The organism is Bacillus sp. FSL R5-0820 (assembly GCF_038593385.1).
In the GTDB taxonomy this organism is placed as follows: Bacteria; Bacillota; Bacilli; order Bacillales; family Bacillaceae; genus Bacillus; species Bacillus altitudinis.
The window spans coordinates 461,764-483,224 of record NZ_CP151991.1 but is presented as its reverse complement, the minus strand read 5'-3'; the positions used below and the strand labels follow the sequence as shown (position 1 = coordinate 483,224).

25 protein-coding genes are annotated in these 21,461 nt (G+C 43.0%); 10 read left to right on the top strand and 15 right to left on the bottom strand.

The window, feature by feature from the left end; genetic code table 11:
- Window positions 1-60: 60 nt before the first annotated feature.
- Window positions 61-279 (top strand): hypothetical protein, encoded by a 219-nt coding sequence (locus NST15_RS02350; protein ID WP_024720228.1) that lies wholly within the window; start codon window positions 61-63, stop codon window positions 277-279.
- Between the two features lie 13 nt (window positions 280-292).
- Window positions 293-475, top strand: coding sequence for a hypothetical protein (locus NST15_RS02345; protein ID WP_041091160.1), 183 nt, complete (start codon window positions 293-295; stop codon window positions 473-475).
- A gap of 564 nt (window positions 476-1,039) precedes the next feature.
- On the opposite strand, the gene NST15_RS02340 is transcribed toward NST15_RS02345, so the two are convergent.
- On the bottom strand, window positions 1,040-1,462 hold the full coding sequence (locus NST15_RS02340) for a pyridoxamine 5'-phosphate oxidase family protein (RefSeq protein ID WP_342498813.1): 423 nt from the start codon (window positions 1,460-1,462) through the stop codon (window positions 1,040-1,042).
- Between the two features lie 294 nt (window positions 1,463-1,756).
- Window positions 1,757-2,626, bottom strand: coding sequence for an SDR family oxidoreductase (locus NST15_RS02335; RefSeq protein ID WP_342498812.1), 870 nt, complete (start codon window positions 2,624-2,626; stop codon window positions 1,757-1,759).
- 155 nt (window positions 2,627-2,781) lie between these two features.
- Between NST15_RS02335 and NST15_RS02330 the strand changes: the two genes are divergently transcribed.
- Entirely contained in the window at window positions 2,782-3,393 is a 612-nt protein-coding gene (locus NST15_RS02330) for a class I SAM-dependent methyltransferase (RefSeq protein ID WP_342498811.1), read from the top strand.
- 15 nt (window positions 3,394-3,408) lie between these two features.
- On the opposite strand, the gene NST15_RS02325 is transcribed toward NST15_RS02330, so the two are convergent.
- From NST15_RS02325 to NST15_RS02315, 3 genes are all read right to left on the bottom strand, one after another.
- Complete coding sequence (locus NST15_RS02325) at window positions 3,409-5,496, bottom strand: BglG family transcription antiterminator (protein WP_008347174.1); 2,088 nt, start codon at window positions 5,494-5,496, stop codon at window positions 3,409-3,411.
- A gap of 121 nt (window positions 5,497-5,617) precedes the next feature.
- Window positions 5,618-6,700: a C45 family peptidase gene (locus tag NST15_RS02320; RefSeq protein WP_046342685.1), complete on the bottom strand. Its 1,083-nt coding sequence runs from the start codon at window positions 6,698-6,700 to the stop codon at window positions 5,618-5,620.
- 86 nt (window positions 6,701-6,786) lie between these two features.
- A complete protein-coding gene (locus NST15_RS02315) occupies window positions 6,787-7,419 on the bottom strand; it encodes a GDSL-type esterase/lipase family protein (protein ID WP_017358492.1) in 633 nt (210 codons plus the stop codon).
- Between the two features lie 414 nt (window positions 7,420-7,833).
- Between NST15_RS02315 and NST15_RS02310 the strand changes: the two genes are divergently transcribed.
- Window positions 7,834-8,469, top strand: a complete 636-nt coding sequence (locus tag NST15_RS02310; protein WP_024720223.1) for an FMN-dependent NADH-azoreductase — start codon at window positions 7,834-7,836, stop codon at window positions 8,467-8,469.
- Window positions 8,470-8,503: 34 nt separating this feature from the next.
- Here NST15_RS02310 and NST15_RS02305 read toward each other — a convergent pair whose 3' ends face one another.
- The 8 genes from NST15_RS02305 to NST15_RS02270 form a co-directional block, all read right to left on the bottom strand.
- A complete protein-coding gene (locus tag NST15_RS02305) occupies window positions 8,504-9,277 on the bottom strand; it encodes an IclR family transcriptional regulator (RefSeq protein WP_035703820.1) in 774 nt (257 codons plus the stop codon).
- Window positions 9,278-9,291: 14 nt separating this feature from the next.
- Complete coding sequence (locus tag NST15_RS02300) at window positions 9,292-10,296, bottom strand: biotin-dependent carboxyltransferase family protein (RefSeq protein ID WP_342498810.1); 1,005 nt, start codon at window positions 10,294-10,296, stop codon at window positions 9,292-9,294.
- Complete coding sequence (pxpB, locus tag NST15_RS02295) at window positions 10,293-11,039, bottom strand: 5-oxoprolinase subunit PxpB (RefSeq protein ID WP_035390432.1); 747 nt, start codon at window positions 11,037-11,039, stop codon at window positions 10,293-10,295. The genes NST15_RS02300 and pxpB overlap by 4 nt, the downstream gene beginning before the upstream one ends.
- 19 nt (window positions 11,040-11,058) lie before the next feature.
- Window positions 11,059-11,850: a putative hydro-lyase gene (locus NST15_RS02290; protein ID WP_342498809.1), complete on the bottom strand. Its 792-nt coding sequence runs from the start codon at window positions 11,848-11,850 to the stop codon at window positions 11,059-11,061.
- A 4-nt stretch (window positions 11,851-11,854) separates the two neighbouring features.
- A complete protein-coding gene (locus NST15_RS02285) occupies window positions 11,855-13,072 on the bottom strand; it encodes an NRAMP family divalent metal transporter (RefSeq protein WP_008347191.1) in 1,218 nt (405 codons plus the stop codon).
- A 24-nt stretch (window positions 13,073-13,096) separates the two neighbouring features.
- Window positions 13,097-13,855 (bottom strand): 5-oxoprolinase subunit PxpA, encoded by a 759-nt coding sequence (locus tag NST15_RS02280; protein ID WP_008347192.1) that lies wholly within the window; start codon window positions 13,853-13,855, stop codon window positions 13,097-13,099.
- Between the two features lie 173 nt (window positions 13,856-14,028).
- A complete protein-coding gene (locus tag NST15_RS02275; RefSeq protein WP_008347194.1) occupies window positions 14,029-14,784 on the bottom strand; it encodes a Cof-type HAD-IIB family hydrolase in 756 nt (251 codons plus the stop codon).
- A 127-nt stretch (window positions 14,785-14,911) separates the two neighbouring features.
- A complete protein-coding gene (locus tag NST15_RS02270) occupies window positions 14,912-15,178 on the bottom strand; it encodes an excalibur calcium-binding domain-containing protein (RefSeq protein WP_008347196.1) in 267 nt (88 codons plus the stop codon).
- A gap of 184 nt (window positions 15,179-15,362) precedes the next feature.
- On the opposite strand from NST15_RS02270, the gene NST15_RS02265 reads away from it, so the two are divergent.
- Genes NST15_RS02265 through NST15_RS02255 form a run of 3 tightly spaced genes read left to right on the top strand, consistent with a single transcriptional unit; the run spans window position 15,363 to window position 16,333 of the window.
- Window positions 15,363-15,740: a VOC family protein gene (locus NST15_RS02265; protein WP_342498808.1), complete on the top strand. Its 378-nt coding sequence runs from the start codon at window positions 15,363-15,365 to the stop codon at window positions 15,738-15,740.
- A 25-nt stretch (window positions 15,741-15,765) separates the two neighbouring features.
- Window positions 15,766-16,059: a DUF5316 family protein gene (locus NST15_RS02260; RefSeq protein ID WP_019743141.1), complete on the top strand. Its 294-nt coding sequence runs from the start codon at window positions 15,766-15,768 to the stop codon at window positions 16,057-16,059.
- 31 nt (window positions 16,060-16,090) lie between these two features.
- A complete protein-coding gene (locus NST15_RS02255) occupies window positions 16,091-16,333 on the top strand; it encodes a DUF2651 family protein (RefSeq protein WP_065459858.1) in 243 nt (80 codons plus the stop codon).
- 243 nt (window positions 16,334-16,576) lie between these two features.
- Here the strand turns inward: NST15_RS02255 and NST15_RS02250 are convergent, their stop codons facing one another.
- On the bottom strand, window positions 16,577-16,969 hold the full coding sequence (locus NST15_RS02250) for a RidA family protein (protein WP_025206761.1): 393 nt from the start codon (window positions 16,967-16,969) through the stop codon (window positions 16,577-16,579).
- A 342-nt stretch (window positions 16,970-17,311) separates the two neighbouring features.
- Between NST15_RS02250 and NST15_RS02245 the strand changes: the two genes are divergently transcribed.
- The 3 genes from NST15_RS02245 to NST15_RS02235 are packed head-to-tail and all read left to right on the top strand — an operon-like array spanning window position 17,312 to window position 19,590.
- A complete protein-coding gene (locus tag NST15_RS02245; RefSeq protein ID WP_007498114.1) occupies window positions 17,312-17,776 on the top strand; it encodes an FMN-binding protein in 465 nt (154 codons plus the stop codon).
- A gap of 15 nt (window positions 17,777-17,791) precedes the next feature.
- Window positions 17,792-18,769: an FAD:protein FMN transferase gene (locus NST15_RS02240; protein ID WP_342498807.1), complete on the top strand. Its 978-nt coding sequence runs from the start codon at window positions 17,792-17,794 to the stop codon at window positions 18,767-18,769.
- Window positions 18,727-19,590 (top strand): RnfABCDGE type electron transport complex subunit D, encoded by an 864-nt coding sequence (locus NST15_RS02235; protein WP_342498806.1) that lies wholly within the window; start codon window positions 18,727-18,729, stop codon window positions 19,588-19,590. Before NST15_RS02240 ends, NST15_RS02235 begins: the two co-directional genes overlap by 43 nt.
- A 46-nt stretch (window positions 19,591-19,636) precedes the next feature.
- Here the strand turns inward: NST15_RS02235 and NST15_RS02230 are convergent, their stop codons facing one another.
- Window positions 19,637-21,385, bottom strand: a complete 1,749-nt coding sequence (locus NST15_RS02230; RefSeq protein WP_108611485.1) for a methyl-accepting chemotaxis protein — start codon at window positions 21,383-21,385, stop codon at window positions 19,637-19,639.
- Window positions 21,386-21,461 lie beyond the last annotated feature (76 nt).

The window sequence follows — 21,461 nt, the reverse complement described above, 5'->3', positions numbered from 1 at the left end:
TTACATATTTGATTGTTTACGATAAAATCCAATCAGATTCAAAAAAAGGATGTTATCTCAATGGATAAGCTATCATCGATCATTCTAGCGGCTTGGCTGCGTGTTCCCCGTTGGTTCAAGCAAGGGGTGCTCGTATCTATTACCATTTTCTTTTTTTATATGTGCTTTGTAAAGGGGCTGACTAGCTGGTACACCTTGCCGCCTGTCACTTTGCTCGCATGCGCCATTTGTTCCTTTTTCATCTGGATGGTGTGGCTAAACAGTCAAAAAAACAAGTGAAAAGGAGAATTTCATGAAAGAATCCATCTTTTATTTTGCTATCTCTTTTGTTCTTCAATGGGTTTGGTTTGGGGTTGTGCATCCAGATAGAGGCGTGACACTGCTGGACATGTTGATCTTCTCTATTTTGTTTACGGTGATGTTCTTTTTTATTGGCCGGATTTGGAGGTATCAGAAGAAAGGGCGAAGGGAGTGATGATGAAGCATTTCCTCTTTCTGTCGATGAGTGTTCGTTGTTCTATTGTTGACGGCGAATCTTTTTGAAGGGGATGTCATGCGGATGGTATCCGCTTTTAACCTAAAAAGGCTGCCAAATAGATGGCAGCCCGTTTCTTACTCTTTTCATGCAAATAAATAATCAATGTTTAATCTCCGTCACGGAGTGTATGAATTAAGATTCGATCATATCAGTGTGTCATATGTGTTCCGAGTGAACCTACGTTTGAAAGTAAACGCCATGGAAGTTCTGGATAACAAGACAACGAAAGCCCTACCTCTCATTCGTCCTTACGGCTCCGAAGCCGTGCCAGTGTGAATTGTAAATCAAAACGTCTTTTTTCCATTCTTCCGCTTTTATAGGGGGCGGTTGCAGAAGGAAAAGAATAAGTTTGTTCGCTTTGACAGCGTCTCGTTCTTATCAAGTAGAAGCTCTATTGCTTCTCATTATGTCATAGAAAAAAGAAAGTTTACTTTCTTTATTTATTTGCTATTTCAACACTTAATATAAAACTATAACACGTTCCCCCAACTTACGCAAGTGTTAAAGTGATAATTCTGCTGGTGTCCGGTTTCCTTCGTTCATATAACGAATGGAGGTTGGGTCAATCTTAAGGATCACTAGGTTTGGATCATCTTTTCCTTTAAACCATTTCTCCATCTCATCAGACCAAAGGCGGTCGATCAATTCTGGATCATCCGTTAATGTGGCTTTACCTGCGATTTCTGCATATGTGTCCCCAAATCCTTCACCTGAATAACCAATGAGAATATGAACATTCGGATTTTTTTCAATCTCATCCGCTTTATGTGTTTCTTTGCTTGTTGGTGTATATAATGTCAGCCCTTCATGAAAAAAAGTCATATAGCGGGTATGCGGCTTATCTTGTTCAACAGTCGCCAATGTTCCAACTCTTTGTTCGTCTAATAAATTCATTACCTTTTGCTTTAACTCTTCTTGTGACATGTATCTTCACTCCTTCAAAATGTCATCCGTACTCTTAGGTTTCCACGACAATCCATTCATTAAACAAAGAAATGTGTTTTTCATAAAAAGACATCTTCTAGCTGATGCTATAAAAAACGGATACATTGAAAGGGGAAATTGAATATGCATCATGAAACGATGTTCCATTTGAGTTCACTTGTTATTGCAGCGGTTGTTGTGGGCATTATTATATGGTCTGTCTCATCTGTACAGAAGAATCGGAAGAAATACTAAACACACCGCCCAATCAAAGCTGGGCGGCGTGTTTATTGATCATGTATTCATAAAGGAACCGCCGTTGACGTGAAGTGTCTGTCCCGTCATATAAGACGATTCGTCCGAAGCAAGCAGTACATAGCAGCCTACATGCTCCACAGGCTGTCCTGGTCTTCCCATTGGGGTCTCGACCCCGAAGTTTTCGACACTGTCTTCATCAAATGTAGATGGAATGAGCGGCGTCCAAATTGGACCGGGTGCTACACCGTTGACCCGAATTCCATCTTTCACAAGCGACTGTGCCATAGAACGAGTAAAGCCGTTGATGGCCCCTTTTGTCGCCGTATAATCAATGAGCACTTTATTGCCTCGATACGGGTTAATAGATGTTGTATTAATAATGGAACTTCCCGGTTTTAAGTAATCGAGTGCCTTCTTCGTAAAATAAAAATAAGAATAGAAATTGGTTCTAAAGGTTTGGTGAAGCTGTTCACTAGAAATATCTTGAATACGTTCTTTCGGATGCTGTTCGGCCGCATTATTGACTAAGATGTCCAGCTTCCCAAAGGCTTCAACTGTCTTTTCTACCGCTTTCTCACAAAAGGCTTCGTCCCCGACATCCCCTGCCATTGTTAAACATTTAACGCCTTCCTGTTCTACACGTTTTTGCGTATCCTCTGCATCCTCATGTTCATTTAAGTATACGATCGCGACATGAGCTCCTTCTTTGGCATACGCGACAGAAACGGCACGTCCAATTCCGCTGTCTCCCCCTGTAATCAGCGCTACTTTTCCTTTTAGCTTACCAGACCCTTTATACGATTCATCCTCATAGATCGGCGCAGGATTCATTTCTCTTTCACTGCCTGGCTGCTGATCCTGCGTTTGGCGCGGAATGCCATTTGTTAAGTATTCACGTAAATCCATGTGTAAGCTCCTCCTTGATTTGTTGATGTATCCTTTCATTACCACTTCATTTTTTTACTCAAACATCCCTATGCGTCATCAATGCGTTTTGAAAACTGACAGGTTTCAGGATGGGAAAAATCGGTTACATAAACATGAAAAAGGAGCGTTCTCACATGCTATCAACCATTTCTAAAACCTTTAGCAGACCAAAAGGCTGGCTCGGAAGCATCGCAGGTTTTATTATGGCAAATGAAAATAAGGCACTGAATCAATGGGCGATCCAGCATTTAGATTTATCAGATGGTGAAAACATTTTGGAAATAGGCTACGGCCCCGGCTATAGCATCAAACATATGCTCAAGCATTATGACGATCTTCACATTGATGGACTAGATGCTTCTTCAACTATGAAGGAACAGGCGCATTCGCGTATAAAGAAACGATCCAAAGAGAAGCAGGTCCGGCTGTATGTCGGGAAAATTGAAAAAACACGCCTGCCGGCGGATCAGTATGACAAAGTACTTTCTGTTAACAATTATACGATTTGGGATGACCCAAAGGCTGGCGCACTCAACCTTTATCACACCTTGAAACCTGGCGGAAAACTCGTCATTGTGATGCAACCAAGAGAAAAAGGAGCGGACGCCAATCGAACAAAAGAAATGGGCGAAAGCATCCTCAATGACTTAGAATTTGCTGGATTTGATCAGTTTTCTGTTGAATATGAGGAGATTCGTCCCACCCTCGCTGTCTGTGTCACAGTAAAAAAGCCGAGAAGCGAATAAGCTCTCGGCTTTTTCTTACCATTTTGCCTCTTTGACAAATTGATAAAAAAGTTGATGTAATTTCTGTTCAATCTCTTCCTTTGTTCCTTGTCCATAAAGCGCCATGCTTTCTTCACTTTCAATGATGGATGAACTGATCAGGCTAAACATTTCAGACCCTTCTTTGCCAAGCTCTAGCGGCGCCAGCATGAGGAGCATTCTGGACATGAGCTGCTGCCCGCCATCCATGCTTTTGATCTCGTATGCCTCATCAAGATCATAGATATGAAAGACCGGTTTCTTAATGAGATCATGCTTTAAGTGAAAAAGAGCAAACTCGGTTCCTGGAATGCCTAAACCACCTTGCTGCTCACGCTCAAGTAAACCGGCTGTCACTTCGTCTGCACGTTCTAAATAGCCTTGACTTTCAACCTGACGCATCAGCTCTCTCATTGTTGACTCATGCTGCTCCGTCGTCTTCTTTTTTTCGATTGTAAAATGGGACAAGATGCTGCGAATCACTGACATATAATTCGTGATTTGCTCTGCCATCCCTATCATATCAACCGTTTCCTCCACCGATTCTTTTGCAGATTCCTGCGCTCTTTTTTTCTCAATCAGATAAGGAATTTTTCGTTTAATATGAGACTTGACCCGCACTGCGTCATCCTCGTTTAAGAGCGGGCTGACCATAATGTAATCAATATGCTCATAGGGGATCGGCACGGTTGATACAATCATGTCATAGCTGGCAGCGTCGATTTCCTTTAGCTCCATTAAGGAAGATAGATCGAATTTGGCGATTTCAGGCAATTCTTTTTTCAATCGTGATGCGAGCATTTTTGACGAACCGATACCGCTTGAGCAAACGACCAATGCATGAATCTTGGTTTCTTCTTTTTTAATTTCAAGCACCGAACCAAAATGAAGCACGATAAAGGCAATTTCATCCTCTGGAAATTCGATCTCAGGAAAGAAGCGCTCCACACCTTCTTCAATCGCCATGAACAGCAAGAAGTAGTCTTTTTTTATTTGTTGTGTGAGCGGATTATAAATCCGCATCTTTTCTTTTAATCGGTTCATAGCTGGTTCAAGATGAGACACGAGTCCCTCATACAATGAATCGTTTTCATTTAAATGATAGCCTGTTTTATGAGAAATAAAGTCAATGAGTTTCTTCGTTCTCAGCGCGATATCTAACTCAATCTCATCAATGCGGTATTCTGCCGTAAAGCTTCGATTTGCACTGCGCAAATGGATGGTCATGTATCCAACTTCAGCTTCAGGAATCTCTACATTAAACATGCGTTCTAATGCTCGTGCGATTCTGAGTGAAGATTCAAATTCCTTCGTCCGCTTTAATTCAAGCAATTCTTCCTCTTCCATCCGAATGGTTTCACCGATTTGAATGCGTTCAATGGCATAGGTTAAGTGAACGACAAGTGCAATATAGGCACTATCTGACAACGAGAGAGAGAGTCTGTTTTTCAAATGAAAAAGCAGCCTTTCTACCTTGAGCAGCTGTCCTCGACTGACTACCCCAAACACCTTTTCAGTCGCTTTCGTTCGATGTTTAATATTCATCTCAATCGTTTCGAGAAATAATTGAATGTCGAGACGGTCAACGATCAGGTTGCCGACAATTTTTCGTTTGGCTTCCTCCGGTCCTTTTAATTCAATGCCGTACCCACGCTTGCGGATAAGCAGTAAACCGTAAGGAGCGATCCAGTCCGTCAGTTCATCTAAGTCGTAGCTGATGGTCGCATTTGTGACCTGCAAGTCGGCTGCAAGTGTATATAATTTCACCGGTTCTTTTGCTTCGAGCAGGGCACACAGGATTAAGAGCTTCCGTTCATCAGAACTATATTCAATTTGATCTTCATTTGAAATATGAGACAGAAGCCGCTGTTTGTCTTCCTGTTCACCGACCGCCTTCAAGCCCTTCCCCGGCTGTTTATCAAGTGATAGGTTGTAATTCTTTAAAATAGGTTTAATGGATTTAAGTTCTCTATGAATGGTTCTTGTACTTACTTGAACAGAATCGGCGATCTCACGAATGGTGACATAACGATTTTGCTGAATCATATATTTGATCACTTTCTGTTCTCGTGCCGTTATGTACATGAAATGCCTCCTTCTGCTTAAATAGGTCTATTGTCACACTTTAATATAAAACGCTTTCACTGATCGATGCAACCTGAAGTTGATCTAAATTTGGCACACAGGCTGTGACAAAATGAAAGACTCAAACGTTTCTCCAAAATGAAGGTCCATAATCCTTTTGATGAAATTGAATCGTTTGTTCATGAAATGGCAGTGCGCCCCCGACCTTTAATGAATAGGTAGGATTATAGACGGGAGAGCCAAAGCAATACTCCATCGTCCCTTCCTCCGGCCGAAACATGACGGTTCGCATCGTCCCAAACAGCTCTTCATAATTGTGCACAGTCAGACCAGCAGGGTATTCTGCCTGAAATAGTTCCGTAAGAGACTCGCTTGACGGCTGTTCTTCTAAAGCTTGAATTAACATGTCGTACCTGACAACAGAATGATGTTTCGTCAACCCTTTTGCCGTGTGATCAGCAAGCGGATGGTTCGTAGCCGCAATAAATCCACGCTCCGGCCTTCTCACCTTTTTTTGCCCATCAATCATTTCAATCACAGCCGCCTCTCCCTTCCGGTCAGCAAGCATTAGGTGAACATTTGACGCGACGGGCATTTCCTGTACAAAACGGACGGCATCCTCCACCGTTTTACAGGACTCTAGCACAGCACGAATGACATGATATACTTGCAAGCCAGCAACAGCCGGCGGCTTTAAGCCTGGTTCGTTGCCAATAGGCGGACCGCATGCAGAAAATGTCACCGATAGACCATGCTCATTCATCCCATCCGATCTGCCAAATAAGATTAATGATGAGCCTGTATGGACTGATGAGCCCTTTACATGTGTAGATACAAGACGCATATCATCAAACAGCGGAGAAAAATCATAGTTGCGCAGCATCACCGTCTGTTGATTGGCAGCCTCATTCCCCTGCATCACACAATGGGAACAGCCCGGCTGAAGATGCGAAGAATAGAAAAAGGTCAAATCGCTTTCATCTATTTGCATTTCATCACAAAATCCCGAGAGCTCTTCTTCTAACTGAGGAAGAAACGGTCGAATCAGCTGCTTTGTTTCCTTCACAGCCTCTTTTGATAACGGTTCTGATTGAATGTATTGTTTTTTAAGCAAAGGGTGCTCCTTCAGCCAGACAGCCTGCTGCTTTCCTACCTCATAAGCTGTTCCTTTCAATTCATGAAAATACGCGCTCATCTCCTGCATGCATCCACCTCTTTTGTCTTTGTTTCTTTTATCATATCGAAACAGCCCTTCATTTAAAAGAATGAAAAAACTGCAATCCCGAGGGATCACAGTTGCTTAGCGGATTGTTGAAACAGCGCTTCTGCCATTGCTTCATATCCTTTGTGGTTTGGATGAAATTGATCAATCGATAAGTATGCGCTTTGATGTCCTTCAAATACACCGTAAATATCCACCACTTCTACATGTGGATTCGCAGCAAGCTGGCGAAGGTGATGGTTGTATTGCTTCAGCCATCTCTCTGCGATCGGAATCTCAGGAAAAGGATTATATAAATTCAATAAATATACGCAGTATGGATGATGCTGCCCTCTTTTTATCAGAGCGATTTCTTGAACCATTTTGCTAAAATTCGCCTGACAATGCATAGACGCTTGCAGCAGTGTCTTTTCATCTTCACCTTTTTCATACTGCAGAACAGCTTGAACAAGATCATTCCCGCAGCCTGTGATGGTGATGATGTCAGCATGAGCAATCGCCCGTCTTACATCAGACCGCTGAAAAAGCTGCAAGATCTCTTCCGTTGTTAACCCTGATTTCGCAAATACGGACAGTTTCACCGGTATATGCAGCTTCTTTTCAAGCTTCGCCGCATATCGCTCTGTAAAACCACCGCCAAATAAACGTGCCCCCACCCCAACCGTTAAGGAATCTCCAATCGCAACATAGGATCGTCCCACTCTTATCCCTCACTCTCTCCTGCCTTTTCTTATATATACGAAAAAGAAGAGCAAATGCTTGTAGCAGATGGCTTAAAGGCATCCACCTTTTTTTCAAAAACGCAGGATGGGCGCATTTACAAACACTTTACTTGCGATATCGATCCATTTTTTGTTCAATGGGAGTAGGGCTTTTTTGCTTAAATCGCAGCTTTGAAGCGTTTCAGAAAAATTTACAAACTTTTTATCTTGATTTCAAGACTTTATACCTTGACTTCAAACTATATAGTGATTACAATGAAAATATCAGTTTTTATGTAACTGTGCTTGTTACATCTTTTTCATAGCATTCCAATATGATTAAAGATGCCACATATTCAGTGTATCTTTGGGATACGCTAAAAAAATCATTGAAACAGGAAGGATTGAATAAACATGGCAAAAGTTTTATACATCACTGCACATCCGCATGATGAAACAGTTTCTTACAGTATGGCTACTGCTAAAGCATTTATCGAATCTTATAAGGAAGCAAATCCAAGTGACGAGGTTGTACATATCGATTTGTACAAAGAAAACATTCCTCACATTGATGCAGATGTATTCGCTGGATGGGGCAAGCTTCAATCTGGTGCTGGCTTCGATACACTTTCAGCTGAAGAGCAAGCGAAAGTTGCTCGCCTAAACGAATTAAGCGATCAATTCGTTTCTGCTGACAAATACGTATTTGTTTCACCACTTTGGAACTTCTCATTCCCACCAGTTCTTAAAGCATACATCGACTCTGTTGCTGTAGCTGGTAAAACATTCAAATACACTGAGCAAGGTCCTGTTGGATTACTAACAGACAAAAAAGCGCTACACATCCAAGCACGTGGCGGATATTACACTGAAGGTCCTGCTGCTGAACTAGAAGCAGGTCACCGTTACCTTGGAACAATTGCAAACTTCTTCGGTATTCCTTCTTTCGAAGGTCTTATTGTTGAAGGTCACAATGCTGAGCCTGCAAAAGCAGAACAAATTAAAGCAGATGCGATCGAACGTGCAAAAGCTTTAGGTAAAACTTTCTAATCATGAACACGCAAAAAGCCAATGATCTTAACGGTCATTGGCTTTTTATTTGTTCAGATGCAAAACCTAATTCTTTTGAAATGCCGCTGGCCGCTTTTTTGACCTGCTCAATTAAATAAGGAAGCCGTTCCTTTTGATAGCCGGCCTCAAACCCTGCAATACTAATGCCTGCTGCCACTTCTCCGTGATGATTGAAAATGGGCGCTCCAATAGCCGCAGTATAGTTTTCAAGCTCTGAATAGCTTAACGTATATCCGCGTCTGTTTGATTCTTCAATCATGTTTCGCAGGACATCTTTATCGGTAATGGTTCCGATCCCGATTTTCCCGAGCGCTACCGAATCAATATAGGCAAGTCTCTCTTCCTCTGGCAAAAAGGAAAGAATACTTCTCGCACAAGCTCCCGCATATAATGGGGATCTTCTTCCGACAGCGGTATAGAGCCGGACAGGCTGCGTTCCTTCCATTTTCTCCACATAAATGGCTTCATCTCCTTCACGAATAATGAGCTGAACAGCCTCACCTACCTCATCACGCAAGTTTTCCATAAAGGGCCTTGCAATTCTACGGATATCGAGGCGGTCGGCGACAAGCTGACCGTATTCAAGGAACATCAATCCTAATCGGTAAACACCTGAAGGATGCTTTTCTAATAATCCCATATCGGCTAACGAGTTGGCCATTCGGTGTACAGATGTTTTGGGCATGCTCGAGAGCTCAATCATGTCATTTAACGTTAATTGTTCGTGAGTGATAAAAAGCCGTAATATCTCCATTGATTTCACAACGGTTTTATTTGTGTTCTGCATGTTTCTCACCTTTTCTAAAACGAAAATGCTTCGAGTTTTAATCTTGCCGTCAGGTCCTTCATTTCTGCTTCTTGTGTGAATAAGGCTTGCTCTGCTTCTTGGCGGTCAATTTGTTGAAACGTGAGATTCGCTCCAGGCATCGCCTGCGCAATGAGCGGCAAATCGACTGTTGCCACCTCACCAATTCGGGGATATCCACCTGTCGTCTGACGATCTGCGAGCAGAATAATCGGCTGGCCGTCAGGAGGAATTTGAATAGAGCCAAAAGCAACCGCTTCTGAAATCAATTCAAGCTTTTGCTTTAAACGTATCGGTTCCCCTTTCAATCTGCATCCCATACGATCAGATTGGGGAGTGACCTGATAAGACCGTTCGAAAAAAGCTTGCTGCGATTCTTCCTGAAAATGAGATAGATGTCTGCCTGCCAGCACCCGAATGACTGGTGATTTCCCGAGAGGCAAAAAATGAGCATGATTGACTGTCCATTCTGGCGCACGTTCCCCTTTGCTTTTTAACATGTGAACGAGGCTCACCGCCAGTGGTGACGGTTCTCCAATCGGCAGGACGTCTCCTTTTTCTAGCGGACGCCCTTCTATCCCGCCTATCTTCGCTCTGACGTACGTACTTTTACTTTTCATCACCGGCTCAACATCAAATCCACCGGCTACAGCGAGGTAGGAGCGGCATCCCCTCTTACAAGGGCCAAAGGTGATCGTGCTTCCTGCTCGAATGAAGAGCGGTTTCCATAGAGGCACTTGTTCCCCGTCAATCTCAACCTCCACATCAGCACCGGTCACGGCGATCAGCTGATCCTTCTGACATGTCAACACTGGGCCGGGTCCCATTAATGTGATTTCCAGCACCGCTTCGTTTTCTTGATTCCCGGTGAGGATGTTGGCGATTCGGAGCGAGAGCGGGTCCATGCCGCCGCTCGTTAACACACCGTACTTCTGATAGCCTATTCTCCCTTTATCTTGAATGGTGGTGAACATTCCTGGCTTGATGACATGCATACTCAACGATCTTCCTCCTTCATGCTGAAAAATTCCTTTTCAGACAGTTGAACAAATCGAACCTCGTCCCCTGCCTTTAGAAGACTAGGTCTCTCAGCATTCGGCCGAAATAAGGACAAAGGGGTTTGTCCAATGAGCTGCCAGCCTCCCGGTGTAGATATCGGATAAACCCCTGTCTGCTTCCCCGCAATACCCACAGATCCTTTCGGAATCGACATTCTTGGTGTTTCTCTACGCGGAGCTGCAATTTTTTCAGAAAGTCCGCCTAAAAACGGGAACCCAGGAGCAAACCCAATCATATAGACAAGATACCTCCCGGATGTGTGAATGCGTACAACTTCTTCAGGCGTCAAACCATTGATACGGGCGACTTCTTCTAAGTCAGGACCGAGTTCTCCTCCATAACATACAGGAATGTCGATGATCCGGCGCTTTGCTTGATTCCCCTCCTGCCAGTTGTCTTCAAGGAGGTTTTCAATATAGTCTTTGACCCATTCATACGGAGAGATCGCACGTTGCTTAAGCTGAGCAGATTGATACACCTTATAGGGCTCATAAAAGACGGTCACGTTTGTAAAAGCTTGAACAGCTTCCACATATCCGTCAAATGGATGCTGTTCAATACATGAAAACAGCTGCTTCACACGCTCATGAATGTCTTCACTTATGTCAGTCCCGGCTTGGATGACAATGGCTGCGTCTCCTAGCGGGTGGAACGTGATCGTATCTTTTATCGTTGAAAATGCCACTTTTATGACACCTCTCTTTCTACAGGACACCGAGCTTTTGATCTCTTACATCTGTGATAAACATATGACCGGGTGCATGGGTGATCGCAATGTCTGGCTTAGTGTGCATGACGATGGCTTGCGGCGTCACACCACATGCCCAAAACACCGGAACTTCCCCTTCTTTGATCACAGATGGTTCTCCAAAGTCTGGTTGATCTACATGTTCAATGCCAATCACAGCTGGATCACCTATATGGATAGGACCGCCATGTACCGATGGGAATCTAGATGTCACCTGAACACTTCTTGTGACTTGATGCGCTGGGATCGGCCTCATACTGACAACCATCGGACCATGGAATACACCTGCCCTTTCACATGGAATGTTCGTTTGATACATTGGTACATTATGACCGTCTTCAATATGGCGGACAGGAATGTCATTCAGCATCAGTGCATGCTCAAACGTAAAGCTGCATCCGATGAGAAAGCCCACCATATCATCCTCCCAATAGGAAGAAATATCTGTTATCTCTTCTTGAAGAACCCCTTTTTTGTAAACACGGTATTTAGGGAAATCCGTTCGAATATCGGCAGCAGGTGCTGAACGCCTTGGCACTGGATCACCTGGGTCGAGCACATCAAGCAAAGGGCACGAAGCCGGATTCCGTTGACAAAATAAAAGAAAATCGAAGGCTAGCTCTTTTTTGACGATCATTAAGTTGGCTTGCGCAAATCCCTCAGCAAAGCCAGCCGTTGGTCCTGTGATCTTCTGCTTACGAATCAATTCCCTGATTTGTGACGGCTCATAGGTTTGATATGCTTTCATATGATCAGCTCCATAGTTTTGGAATTTCATTCATGATGGTATATCCGCCCATGATTGCCATGATGACAACAACAAACGCGCCTGTTGCTGTCAAAAAGAATGGATGGCGATAATCACCGACAATTTCTTTTTTATAGGCAGCAATCAGCAATGTTCCGAGTGCAAGCGGCAAGATCAATGCATTGATGGCCCCAACCAAAATCAATATGTTCACAGGTCTTCCAATCGTGATAAAACAAATGGTCGAGAGCGCAATGAATCCAACGATAATGCCTCGTTGATTTTTCTCGATTTTTGGTGAGAAGGTTTTAAAGAAGGAAACGGAGGTGTATGCCGCTCCAATGACTGAGGTAATGGCAGCAGCCCACATAATAATCCCGAACATTTTATATCCAACATTTCCAGATGCTAATTGAAAAACAGACGCAGGCGGGTTCGATGGATCAATCTGTAAGCCTTTTGAGACAACTCCTAGAACGGCTAAAAATAAAGCCACACGCATCACGGATGTGATCAAAATACCGAAAATGGAACTTTTCGTCACTTGTGGCAATGCATCCTTCCCCTTAATGCCAGCATCCAGCAGACGATGACCACCAGCAAAAACGATATAGCCGCCAACCGTTCCGCCGACAAGTGTCACAATCGATAACATGTCAATTTTCTCTGGCACGAAAGTTCTCATGACCGCTTCTCCAACTGGCGGTGCTGTGGAAATAGCCACATACAGCATCAGACCAATCATGACAAAACCAGCAATTTGTGTGAATCGGTCCATCGCTTTTCCAGCCTCTTTGATGACAAAAATGAGAATCGCAATGACTGCACTGACCCCAGCCCCTATGCGGGGATCGACGCCGAATATGACCTGAAAACCGAGACCCGCACCAGCGATATTTCCAATATTAAAGGCAAGACCCCCAATGACAATCAAACAGGCTAACACATATCCGAGCCCCGGCAGAACCATATTGGCAATGTCCTGTCCTCTTTTTTCCGAGACGGCAATGATACGCCATACATTTGTTTGCGCAAAAATGTCTAGCAAAATAGAAATCAAGATGACAAACCCAAAGCTAGCTGCGAGCTGCTGTGTGAACACCGTTGTTTGTGTTAAAAATCCCGGTCCAATGGCGGACGTTGCCATTAAAAAGGCTGCGCCCATCAGCATAGAACGGTTCCCTTTTGGAGCTTTCATCTGTTTGGCTTTCTCTCTTTTCATGCTGTTTCCCCCTTTGATGACGATTTATCGAAAGGCCTTGAGTTGAATAGTGGCTTCTTTTAACTTCGCTGTAATGGTTTTTGCAAATTGAAGCGCGTGACTGCCATCCCCGTGGATGCACACCGTATCTGCTTTGAGCTGAACATCTTCCCCTTGCACTGTCCGAACTTTCCCCTCTCTTACCATACGGATAACCTGCTGAACTGCCCTTTCATCCTCTTCAATGAGTGCATGAGGTTCACGGCGGGATGTCAGTGTCCCGTCTGGTTGATACGTCCGATCAGAAAAAACTTCATGTGCCACTTGAAGACCGATTCTTTCCCCTGCTGACGCAAGTTCACTGCCTGACAGCGCAAATAACACAAGGTTAGGATCAATATCATACACAGCCTTCGCAATTGATTCAGATAATTCAGTATTTTTAGCCGCCATGTTGTAAAGGGCGCCATGTGGTTTAACGTGCTGCATCGTACCGCCTTCTGCTTTCAGAAAGGCTGATAGTGCACCAATTTGATAGATCACAAGATCATAGGCTTCCTCTGCTGAGATAGCGATTGGACGTCTGCCAAAACCGACTAAATCTTGCAGACCTGGATGTGCACCAATTTGAACCCCTTTATCCAGTGCCATTTTAACCGTCTTTCTCATCACAGTTGGATCTCCCGCATGAAAACCGCATGCAATATTGGCTGAGGTAACATATTCAAGAATTTGTTCATCTGAACCGATGGTGTATTGACCAAAACTTTCTCCCAAATCACAGTTAATATCCACTTGATACATAGGACCCCTCCTTGTCGTTCCGAATTACGGAATAGAAAGTCCGAATATTCGAATTTATATTGATTATACCAACTTTGGATAGACTGCACATGAAATTGTCAGAAAATATAACAATAGAACTAGTAGAAAACAAAAAAAGTGAGAGGTCATATCCTCTCACTTTTTCTACTCATTTATTTAGACAGCACCCAATGCTGGATGGCTTTTGCTACCCCATGCTCTGTATTAGGAGCCGTAATCCAATCAGCCGCTTCTTTCACAACTTCTTGTGCATTGCCCATTGCGATGCCTAATCCGGCTTCTTGAATCATCGCCATATCATTCAGGCTGTCGCCAAGTGACATGACGTTGTCCATTGTACAGCCAATGCGTTCTGCAACTTTTGCAAGAGCTGCCGCTTTGTTAATGCCTGCTGCATTGACTTCGATATTGGTTGGACTGGAATTCGTGATTTCTAGCTGTCCATTTGTTTTCAATGTATGGAGGACTTCCTCACGAACAGCATCGTCATGAATATCAAAACCAAATTTCAGCCATTCGTGGTCATGAATGCGTTCTGGGAATTCTCCTCTCCACACTTTATCCACAGTAGATGCCCAGTAATCGGTTTCGTATCTGTTTTTTAGATCCCACATCATCTGAACGTGATCGGGATGCAGTAGTTCTCGTTCGATCAACTGGAAGTTTGAATCCCAAATTTCACTTCCGTTCGCTGTGACAAGATAGGAAGAGAGTTTCAGCGGCTCGACCAGCTCTCGGCATGTCATCAGCGTACGTCCTGTGCTAATCACCACATGGACCCCTTTGGCTTCTGCTTCTTTAATGGCTTGTTTATTTTCCTCAGGAATGACGTGCTCACTGTTTAACAGCGTGCCATCCATATCAATGGCAATCAATCGGATGTCTTTCTTATCAGCTTGTGTTGACAAATTGAGTACCCCACTTTGTATCATTTTTTGAATCTATCTTTATTTTAATATAAAGATGAAGATGGCACAAAGGGACGAGTTTGATCCCATAGAAAAAAGACCTTGTGACAGGTCTTTTTACTTCTTCTTAACGTTCACACGCAATGCCGTCTTTATCACGGTCAAGGTGTTTATTTTTTAAGTAAAGTGCTTTTGATGCATAAGGCTTGTACTTCGTTTTTCCACCTTTGTTTTTCGTATTTTTGCTTTTTGCCACGCCGCCTTTATATACTTTGTTGAGTGCTTTGCAGTTTTTGTACTTGACTGTCTTTGCATCCGCTGTGTGTGTGTCAACTTGTGTAAAGCTAAGTAAAAGACCGAAAGACAAGACAGCGACCATGATTTTTTTTAACATGTAAGTTCCCCCTATTTTTTCTCATTTTACATTTTTATCATATGTCACCACATTTTGTTTTTCAAGACGATCGAGGTGAAAATATTGGTTTTTTTGGAATTCAATGAATCTTATGACCTATGTGGTAAAATGAGTGGGAAACCTTTCCGGTTTTGACACGTATATGAAGAAAGGAGCTTTCCATATGAAAATGAAATATACCATTCTATATGTAAACGATGTTGAAGCAAGTATTCAGTTCTACCATCATATCCTCGGTTTCCCGATTAAATTGAGGGTTGAATCCTATGTTGAGTTTGATACAGGAGAAGTCACCCTATCGATTAATTCACGCCAAGATGTGAAAGAGGCACTTGAGCTGCCTGTTCCAGAGGCAGTCAGCTCATCACAAACGTTTGAGATTGGCTTTGTTGTGGATGATGTGAATGAAACCATTGCGTCTTTGAAGGAAAAAGGGGTACCTGTCATCAAGGAACCTGCTAAGAAGCCGTGGGGACAAACGGTCAGTTATGTGTCTGATCCTGATGGACATTTCATTGAAATATGTGATGCGGTCTCCTAATAGCTGTCCGAAGGAGTGAAGCGTAATGAGAAAGAAACATGCTTTTTTTGTTGGTGTTTGCTCCATGCTGGTGATTTGCAGTGCGGCGCTCATATTACAGCACCATGAATGGATTGGGTTTGTCAGTGGTGGAATCTCTATTATTGCATTCGTCGTGTCTGGATTTCTTATGGGTGCATGGACCAACGGGGACGAGGCACGAGCGGCCTATCACTCTGAAACAAAAGAACACCGGATGTTTCGTCTTGATACGGCTTTTCTTTTCATCATCTTTGCTCTTCCGCATATGGGGGCAGCACTGTTATATGTTTTTATGTAAATAGTTGATTTGGTTCAAAGGAGTAATTAACATGGCTGTTTTTGTCTTATTCGTTGTATTTGGTTTACCTATGATCTCTGTGCTGATTGGTATTTTCGGTACATTGTTTTTAAAGAACATTTGGTTTCCCACCTTGATTGTGCTGGTAGCGAGTGTGATTCTGATGTTCACCTCTATTGGTGGAAATGAATCTTTTCTCATTTGGATCATCATCTACACAGCCTGTGCATTTCTCGGTGCATTCATTACAAAGCGATTCCAAGTTGTTTCATAAATACTCATCAAAAAAAGAACAGTTTGCACTGTTCTTTCAGATTGTTGACAAAGGGCTAAAATGATTCTTTATTTTAGCCCTTTGTCTTCTTTTCAGCGTGATAGAAAACCTTTGCAGTCTAGGAAGGACGAGTACTGGAGCGGAGCGAATTTGACATTCGTGAGCACCAGCACGCAGGACTGACAAAGAATGCGAGGGTTTGGCTACACGCTGAAAGAACAGTTTGCACTGTTCTTTTTTTGATTAAATATCGGCACACCATAGCTCTATTTCGATTTTCAGCTCTGGCCACCCTAATGCAGTCACATAGGCAACGGTCATTGATGGATATGCCGTTTTGAAGATTGCATCCCACTGTGGATATAGATGATCCCAATCAATTTCTTCTGTTGCCCAAATATTGACTTTGATGACATGTTCTTCATTCAATCCTTCTGATGCAAGGATTTTTTTTATATTTTCAAACGTATTGGTTACTTGGTCGTTCAAGCTTGATGGGATCTGTCCATCCGCTCCTGTCCCTACTTGACCTGATGTCACAAATAACCCCGCACCCTTTGGCACCCTTGTGATATGACTGTAGTTGCCAACGGGTTTCGGCATACTTTCTGGATTTTTTCTCGTGATTTTCTCCATGTAAATCCCTCACTCACTATGATTTTTCTGCGTGTTTTTCTTCCTGTAGACAGACTTCACCAATTTTTGTCTACCTAAAAGAAAACAGCAGTGGAGTATCCGTAGCCACAAGGTAAGAACATCAATATTTTCTTTTTCATGGCCGAAACACTCCTTTTTGATTGCGTGAGCAAGGTTTAGATTTATTTCATCCTACCTGATAAATGAACCACAGTCAAAAATAAATGATAACGTGTAATATCTTGATTCTTATTGCCTATTATCTAAAATCGTTCTTTTCTTGTTCATGGTTTGTTCAAATTTCTTCTATATAGTAGATCGTAATAGGAGGTAGGATACATCATGGCAAAAATAAATAAGAAAATGATTAGTCTTTGCACCGCAGCCATCAGCAGCTTATACATCACTGGTTATGCAACTACCCATCACGCTCAAGCCGTTCAAACAGCACAATCAAATACACAAGCAGACGCTTCTTCAAACGATACATCTCTCACATCAGATACTACCGCCACTCAAACAGAAGATACCACTTCAGAAACTGAACTCAAGGATGGCACTTTCTCTGGTACTGGATCAAATGAAATTGGCTCTATCAGTGTATCTGTTACCATCAAACAAGGAAATATCACTTCTGTCGAGATTACGAGTGATAACACAAGATACGGGCAAAGCTCCATTTCATCATTACCTAATGAAGTGGTTATCAGACAAAGTGCTGATGTAGATACGGTGAGCGGCGCAACATTAAGTACTCAGGATTTTGAAACAGCCGTTGCTCAGGCTTTAGAGCAGGCAAAGGCATAGAGAGGAGACACTATGATGAAATGGTTAGGACAACAAAAACTCATTACTTTTCAAAAATCCATGCTGGCTATGGGAACTGTTATCAATATTCAAGTGGTTGCCTATGAAGAAGATCGACGGGCTGTTTTAGAAGACATCAACCGTGCCTTTTCCATTTTTTACGATATCGAGCATCGTTTTAGCCGTTTCCGCTCTGATTCTGAAGTCATGAAGTTAGCCAATCGTTCAAAGCAAGAGGTATTAGTCAGTGAAATGCTTTTCGATTTAACAGCCTATGCGCTAGAGTTAGCCGAGTTAACAAATGGCAAGTATGATCCAACCATCGGGAAAGTCATGGAACAAAAAGGATTCAATCGGTTGTACACGACAGGACAAACTTTTTCATCAGATGACGTACCACATACAGCCGTTCATTACCGTGACGTCCAGTTAAACGAGAAGAATCGGACTATTTATTTGAACAAACCGCTGATTTTGGATTTTGGTTCTATTGCAAAGGGATTCGCGTGCGATCTTGCCGCAAAAGAGCTTGAAGCATGGGAAGGCTTTATGATGAATGCTGGTGGGGATGTGTTGGTATCTGGATTTAACGAACAACAAGAAGAGTGGACAATTGGGATTCGGCATCCCATTCACAAACAGACCAACATCTCGGTCATTCAAACGACTAATTGTGCGATTTGTACATCTGGAAGCTATGAACGGATCAGCCGTAATGATCCTCATACGCACCATTTGATTCTCCCTCAAACGAAACAGTCTGAACAAAGTTTGTTAAGTTGTACCGTCATTGCACCACTCGGTATGCTCGCAGATAGTCTCTCTACAGCTGCTTTTTTATTAGGTAGAGAAGGAGGTTATTCTTTTTTAGCCGAACATGAAATACCTGCCGTGATGGTGGATCAAGATGCTGATATGACCCTAACACCGGAGATGAAGGAGGTTCCATCATGGAATTACAGCCAGCACCAACCACAGACCAAACATTTTTGAAATCATCGCCTTCACTAAAAACCTACATTCGGACGCCGAAACGGTATGTCATTGCCATTCTATTGGTTCTTCTAGCCGCCGGCAGTCTGCACACTGGATTTCTTAGTGGTCTCACTACAGTTGCCACCAGCATCGGGACAGCACTGATTCTTGACACTTTTATTACAAGAGTGATTCGGAAACGTCATAAACACACATTCCCTGATGGAGCTCTGCTCACAGGGCTGATTATTGGCATTGTTCTCAGTCCAGCCACTTCTTTTGCTGTATCTGCTTTCACAGCTGCAGCGGCCATTTTATCTAAGCATGTCATCACTTATCAAAAGAAGCCGATTTTGAATCCAGCTGCGTTTGGTTTATGGCTCTCAGTCATTTTATTTTCTTCCAATCAAAGCTGGTGGGGCGGTATGTCTCTTTTACCTTGGTGGACCATAATCCTTGTGGTGGCCTGTGGTTATTTGGTGACAAGCCGCGTACAAAAGTTCCCGCAAGTTTTCGCCTTTCTAGCCGCATACGGCCTGATCCACCTCATATTGGGATTCATCGGCCTAACGGATGCTTCATCTGCTTTTATGACGCCCTACTTAAATGCCGTCTTGTTCCTTGCATTCTTTATGTTGACTGATCCACCTACTTCACCAGCAAAGAATCGTGATCAAATCATCTTTGGTATCCTCTGTGCTGTCGTTTCATGTGTGGACTTCTATTTATTTAATAGCTTATCTTACTTACTCACAGGGCTTTTATGTGCCAATGCTTGGAAATCCTATCGAACGTACCAAACAAATCAAAAGCGACGGGCAATAAGGACGAAAGTCTAAATAAAAAAAACGGACATCGACTTTTCGACGTCCGTTTGACCATACCTTATAAACGATAACGTGCAATATCTTGATTCAATCGCATGCTTAGCTCATTGAGCCTTTCTGCTGCCTTCGCCACATTGGAGATGGCGGTGACTTGTTCGTCAGTAGATGCAGTGATTTCTTCAATCGCTGCGGCATTTTCTTGAGAAATATGCGCTGCACCATGCATCGCTTTTGTGATGAGGTCGTTTTGTTCCAGTAATGTATTCAGCTCTTTTGCCATCGCATTCGTTTCAACGATGGTTTGTGAAATCGATGTAGAGATGGAATTGAATTCTTGTTCTGTTGCATGAACCGCTTCATCAAGCTCGGCAAAACGATCCATTGTTTTGGACATCATGCCAGCTGTAGCCGTCGTTTCTTCTTTAATGCCTTGAATCATCTGCTGTATTTGAACAGCTGATTGCTTTGTCTGTTCAGCTAAATTCCGCACTTCACTCGCCACAACCGAGAATCCTTTGCCATGCTCTCCTGCACGAGCTGCTTCAATGCTCGCATTCAGGGCCAGTAAGTTCGTTTCGTTTGAAATGCTTTCAATGGTATCTGTGATTTGAGAAATATCTTGTACTTTTGTACTTAACTGCTCAATCCCTGATCGAATGCCTTGAGATGCCTGAATGGATTGCTCATTTGATTGTTTTAATTGCTGGACAATTTGCTGACCCTGCTCGGAAGATTGGTTCGACTGGTCTGAAATTCGTTTGATCTGGTCGCTTTGTTCTTTGACATTTTCAATGGATTGATTGAACTGAGTCATTTGTTGATTGGCTACCTCAAGGTCTGATGCCTGATGAAGGGTCCCTGTTGAGATGTCTCCAATCGCTCTGCCAATTTCTTCACTGCTAGCGGATGTTTCTTCAGAGATGGCGGATAGATCTGTCGCAGATTCGACGAGCTGGCTGCTCGTTTCCTGCAAACCGCTCACAAGTGTTCTGAGCTCTCCTGACATATGATTAAAGCCTTTTGCCAACTGCCCAATTTCATCCGAGGTTTCTTTTAAGCTGGTGCGTTCAAGATTGCCCGCCGCAATTTCTTTTGAAGCAGCCGTGACTTGCTTGAGCAGTCTCACTTTTCCTCGGGCTGCCAAATAAAAGACGCCCATACTTAAAAGAGCGACACCTGCTGTAATGAGAATAATATAGAGCTTCATCTGCTCTAGTTCTTTATAAAATTCATCCTGAAATACGGCGATTCCTATACTCCAATTCCACGGTGTAAACTGATTCATATAAGCGAGTTTTTGCTTTTCTTCCCCCGTGGCATCGTCTTTATCCATATAGGTGATATAGTGTGCATCTTCGCCTTTTGCTGTGGCGCCAGCGACCATTTTTTGACGGTTTGTCGTGTTATCTGGGATGACGCCGATGTCGTTAACCGGATGAACCTGTGATGAATAATCGGCTCCATATGCGACAAGGTAGCCTTTATTTTTATAGATAAAATCTGATTTTTGAAATTGGTACCCTTTGCCGTTGTCATTTTTAGGCCCGCTCAAGTAAATACGGGCTTGTTCCTGCGCCTGTTCAAGCGTCAGTTCTTTGTTCTCCACACGGTCGTTCAATTGTTCAAGAGTGGCCATCGCTCCATTTACGATGTGTTTTAAATCTGCTTTCCCTGCATCAATTAAGACATTTTTCGCTAAAAAATACCCCGTTGTTCCTACAAGTCCGCCTGTTAAAATTGTAATAACGATAATGGCTGACATCAATTGAAAAAAGACACTTCTTGAAGCAAACGCTTTCTTTTTCATGTTCTAATTCCCCCTTACTACATATATCGTCATGCTGGGGAAAGTATTAAAAAAGTCATAGAAAAATCCCTTTCAC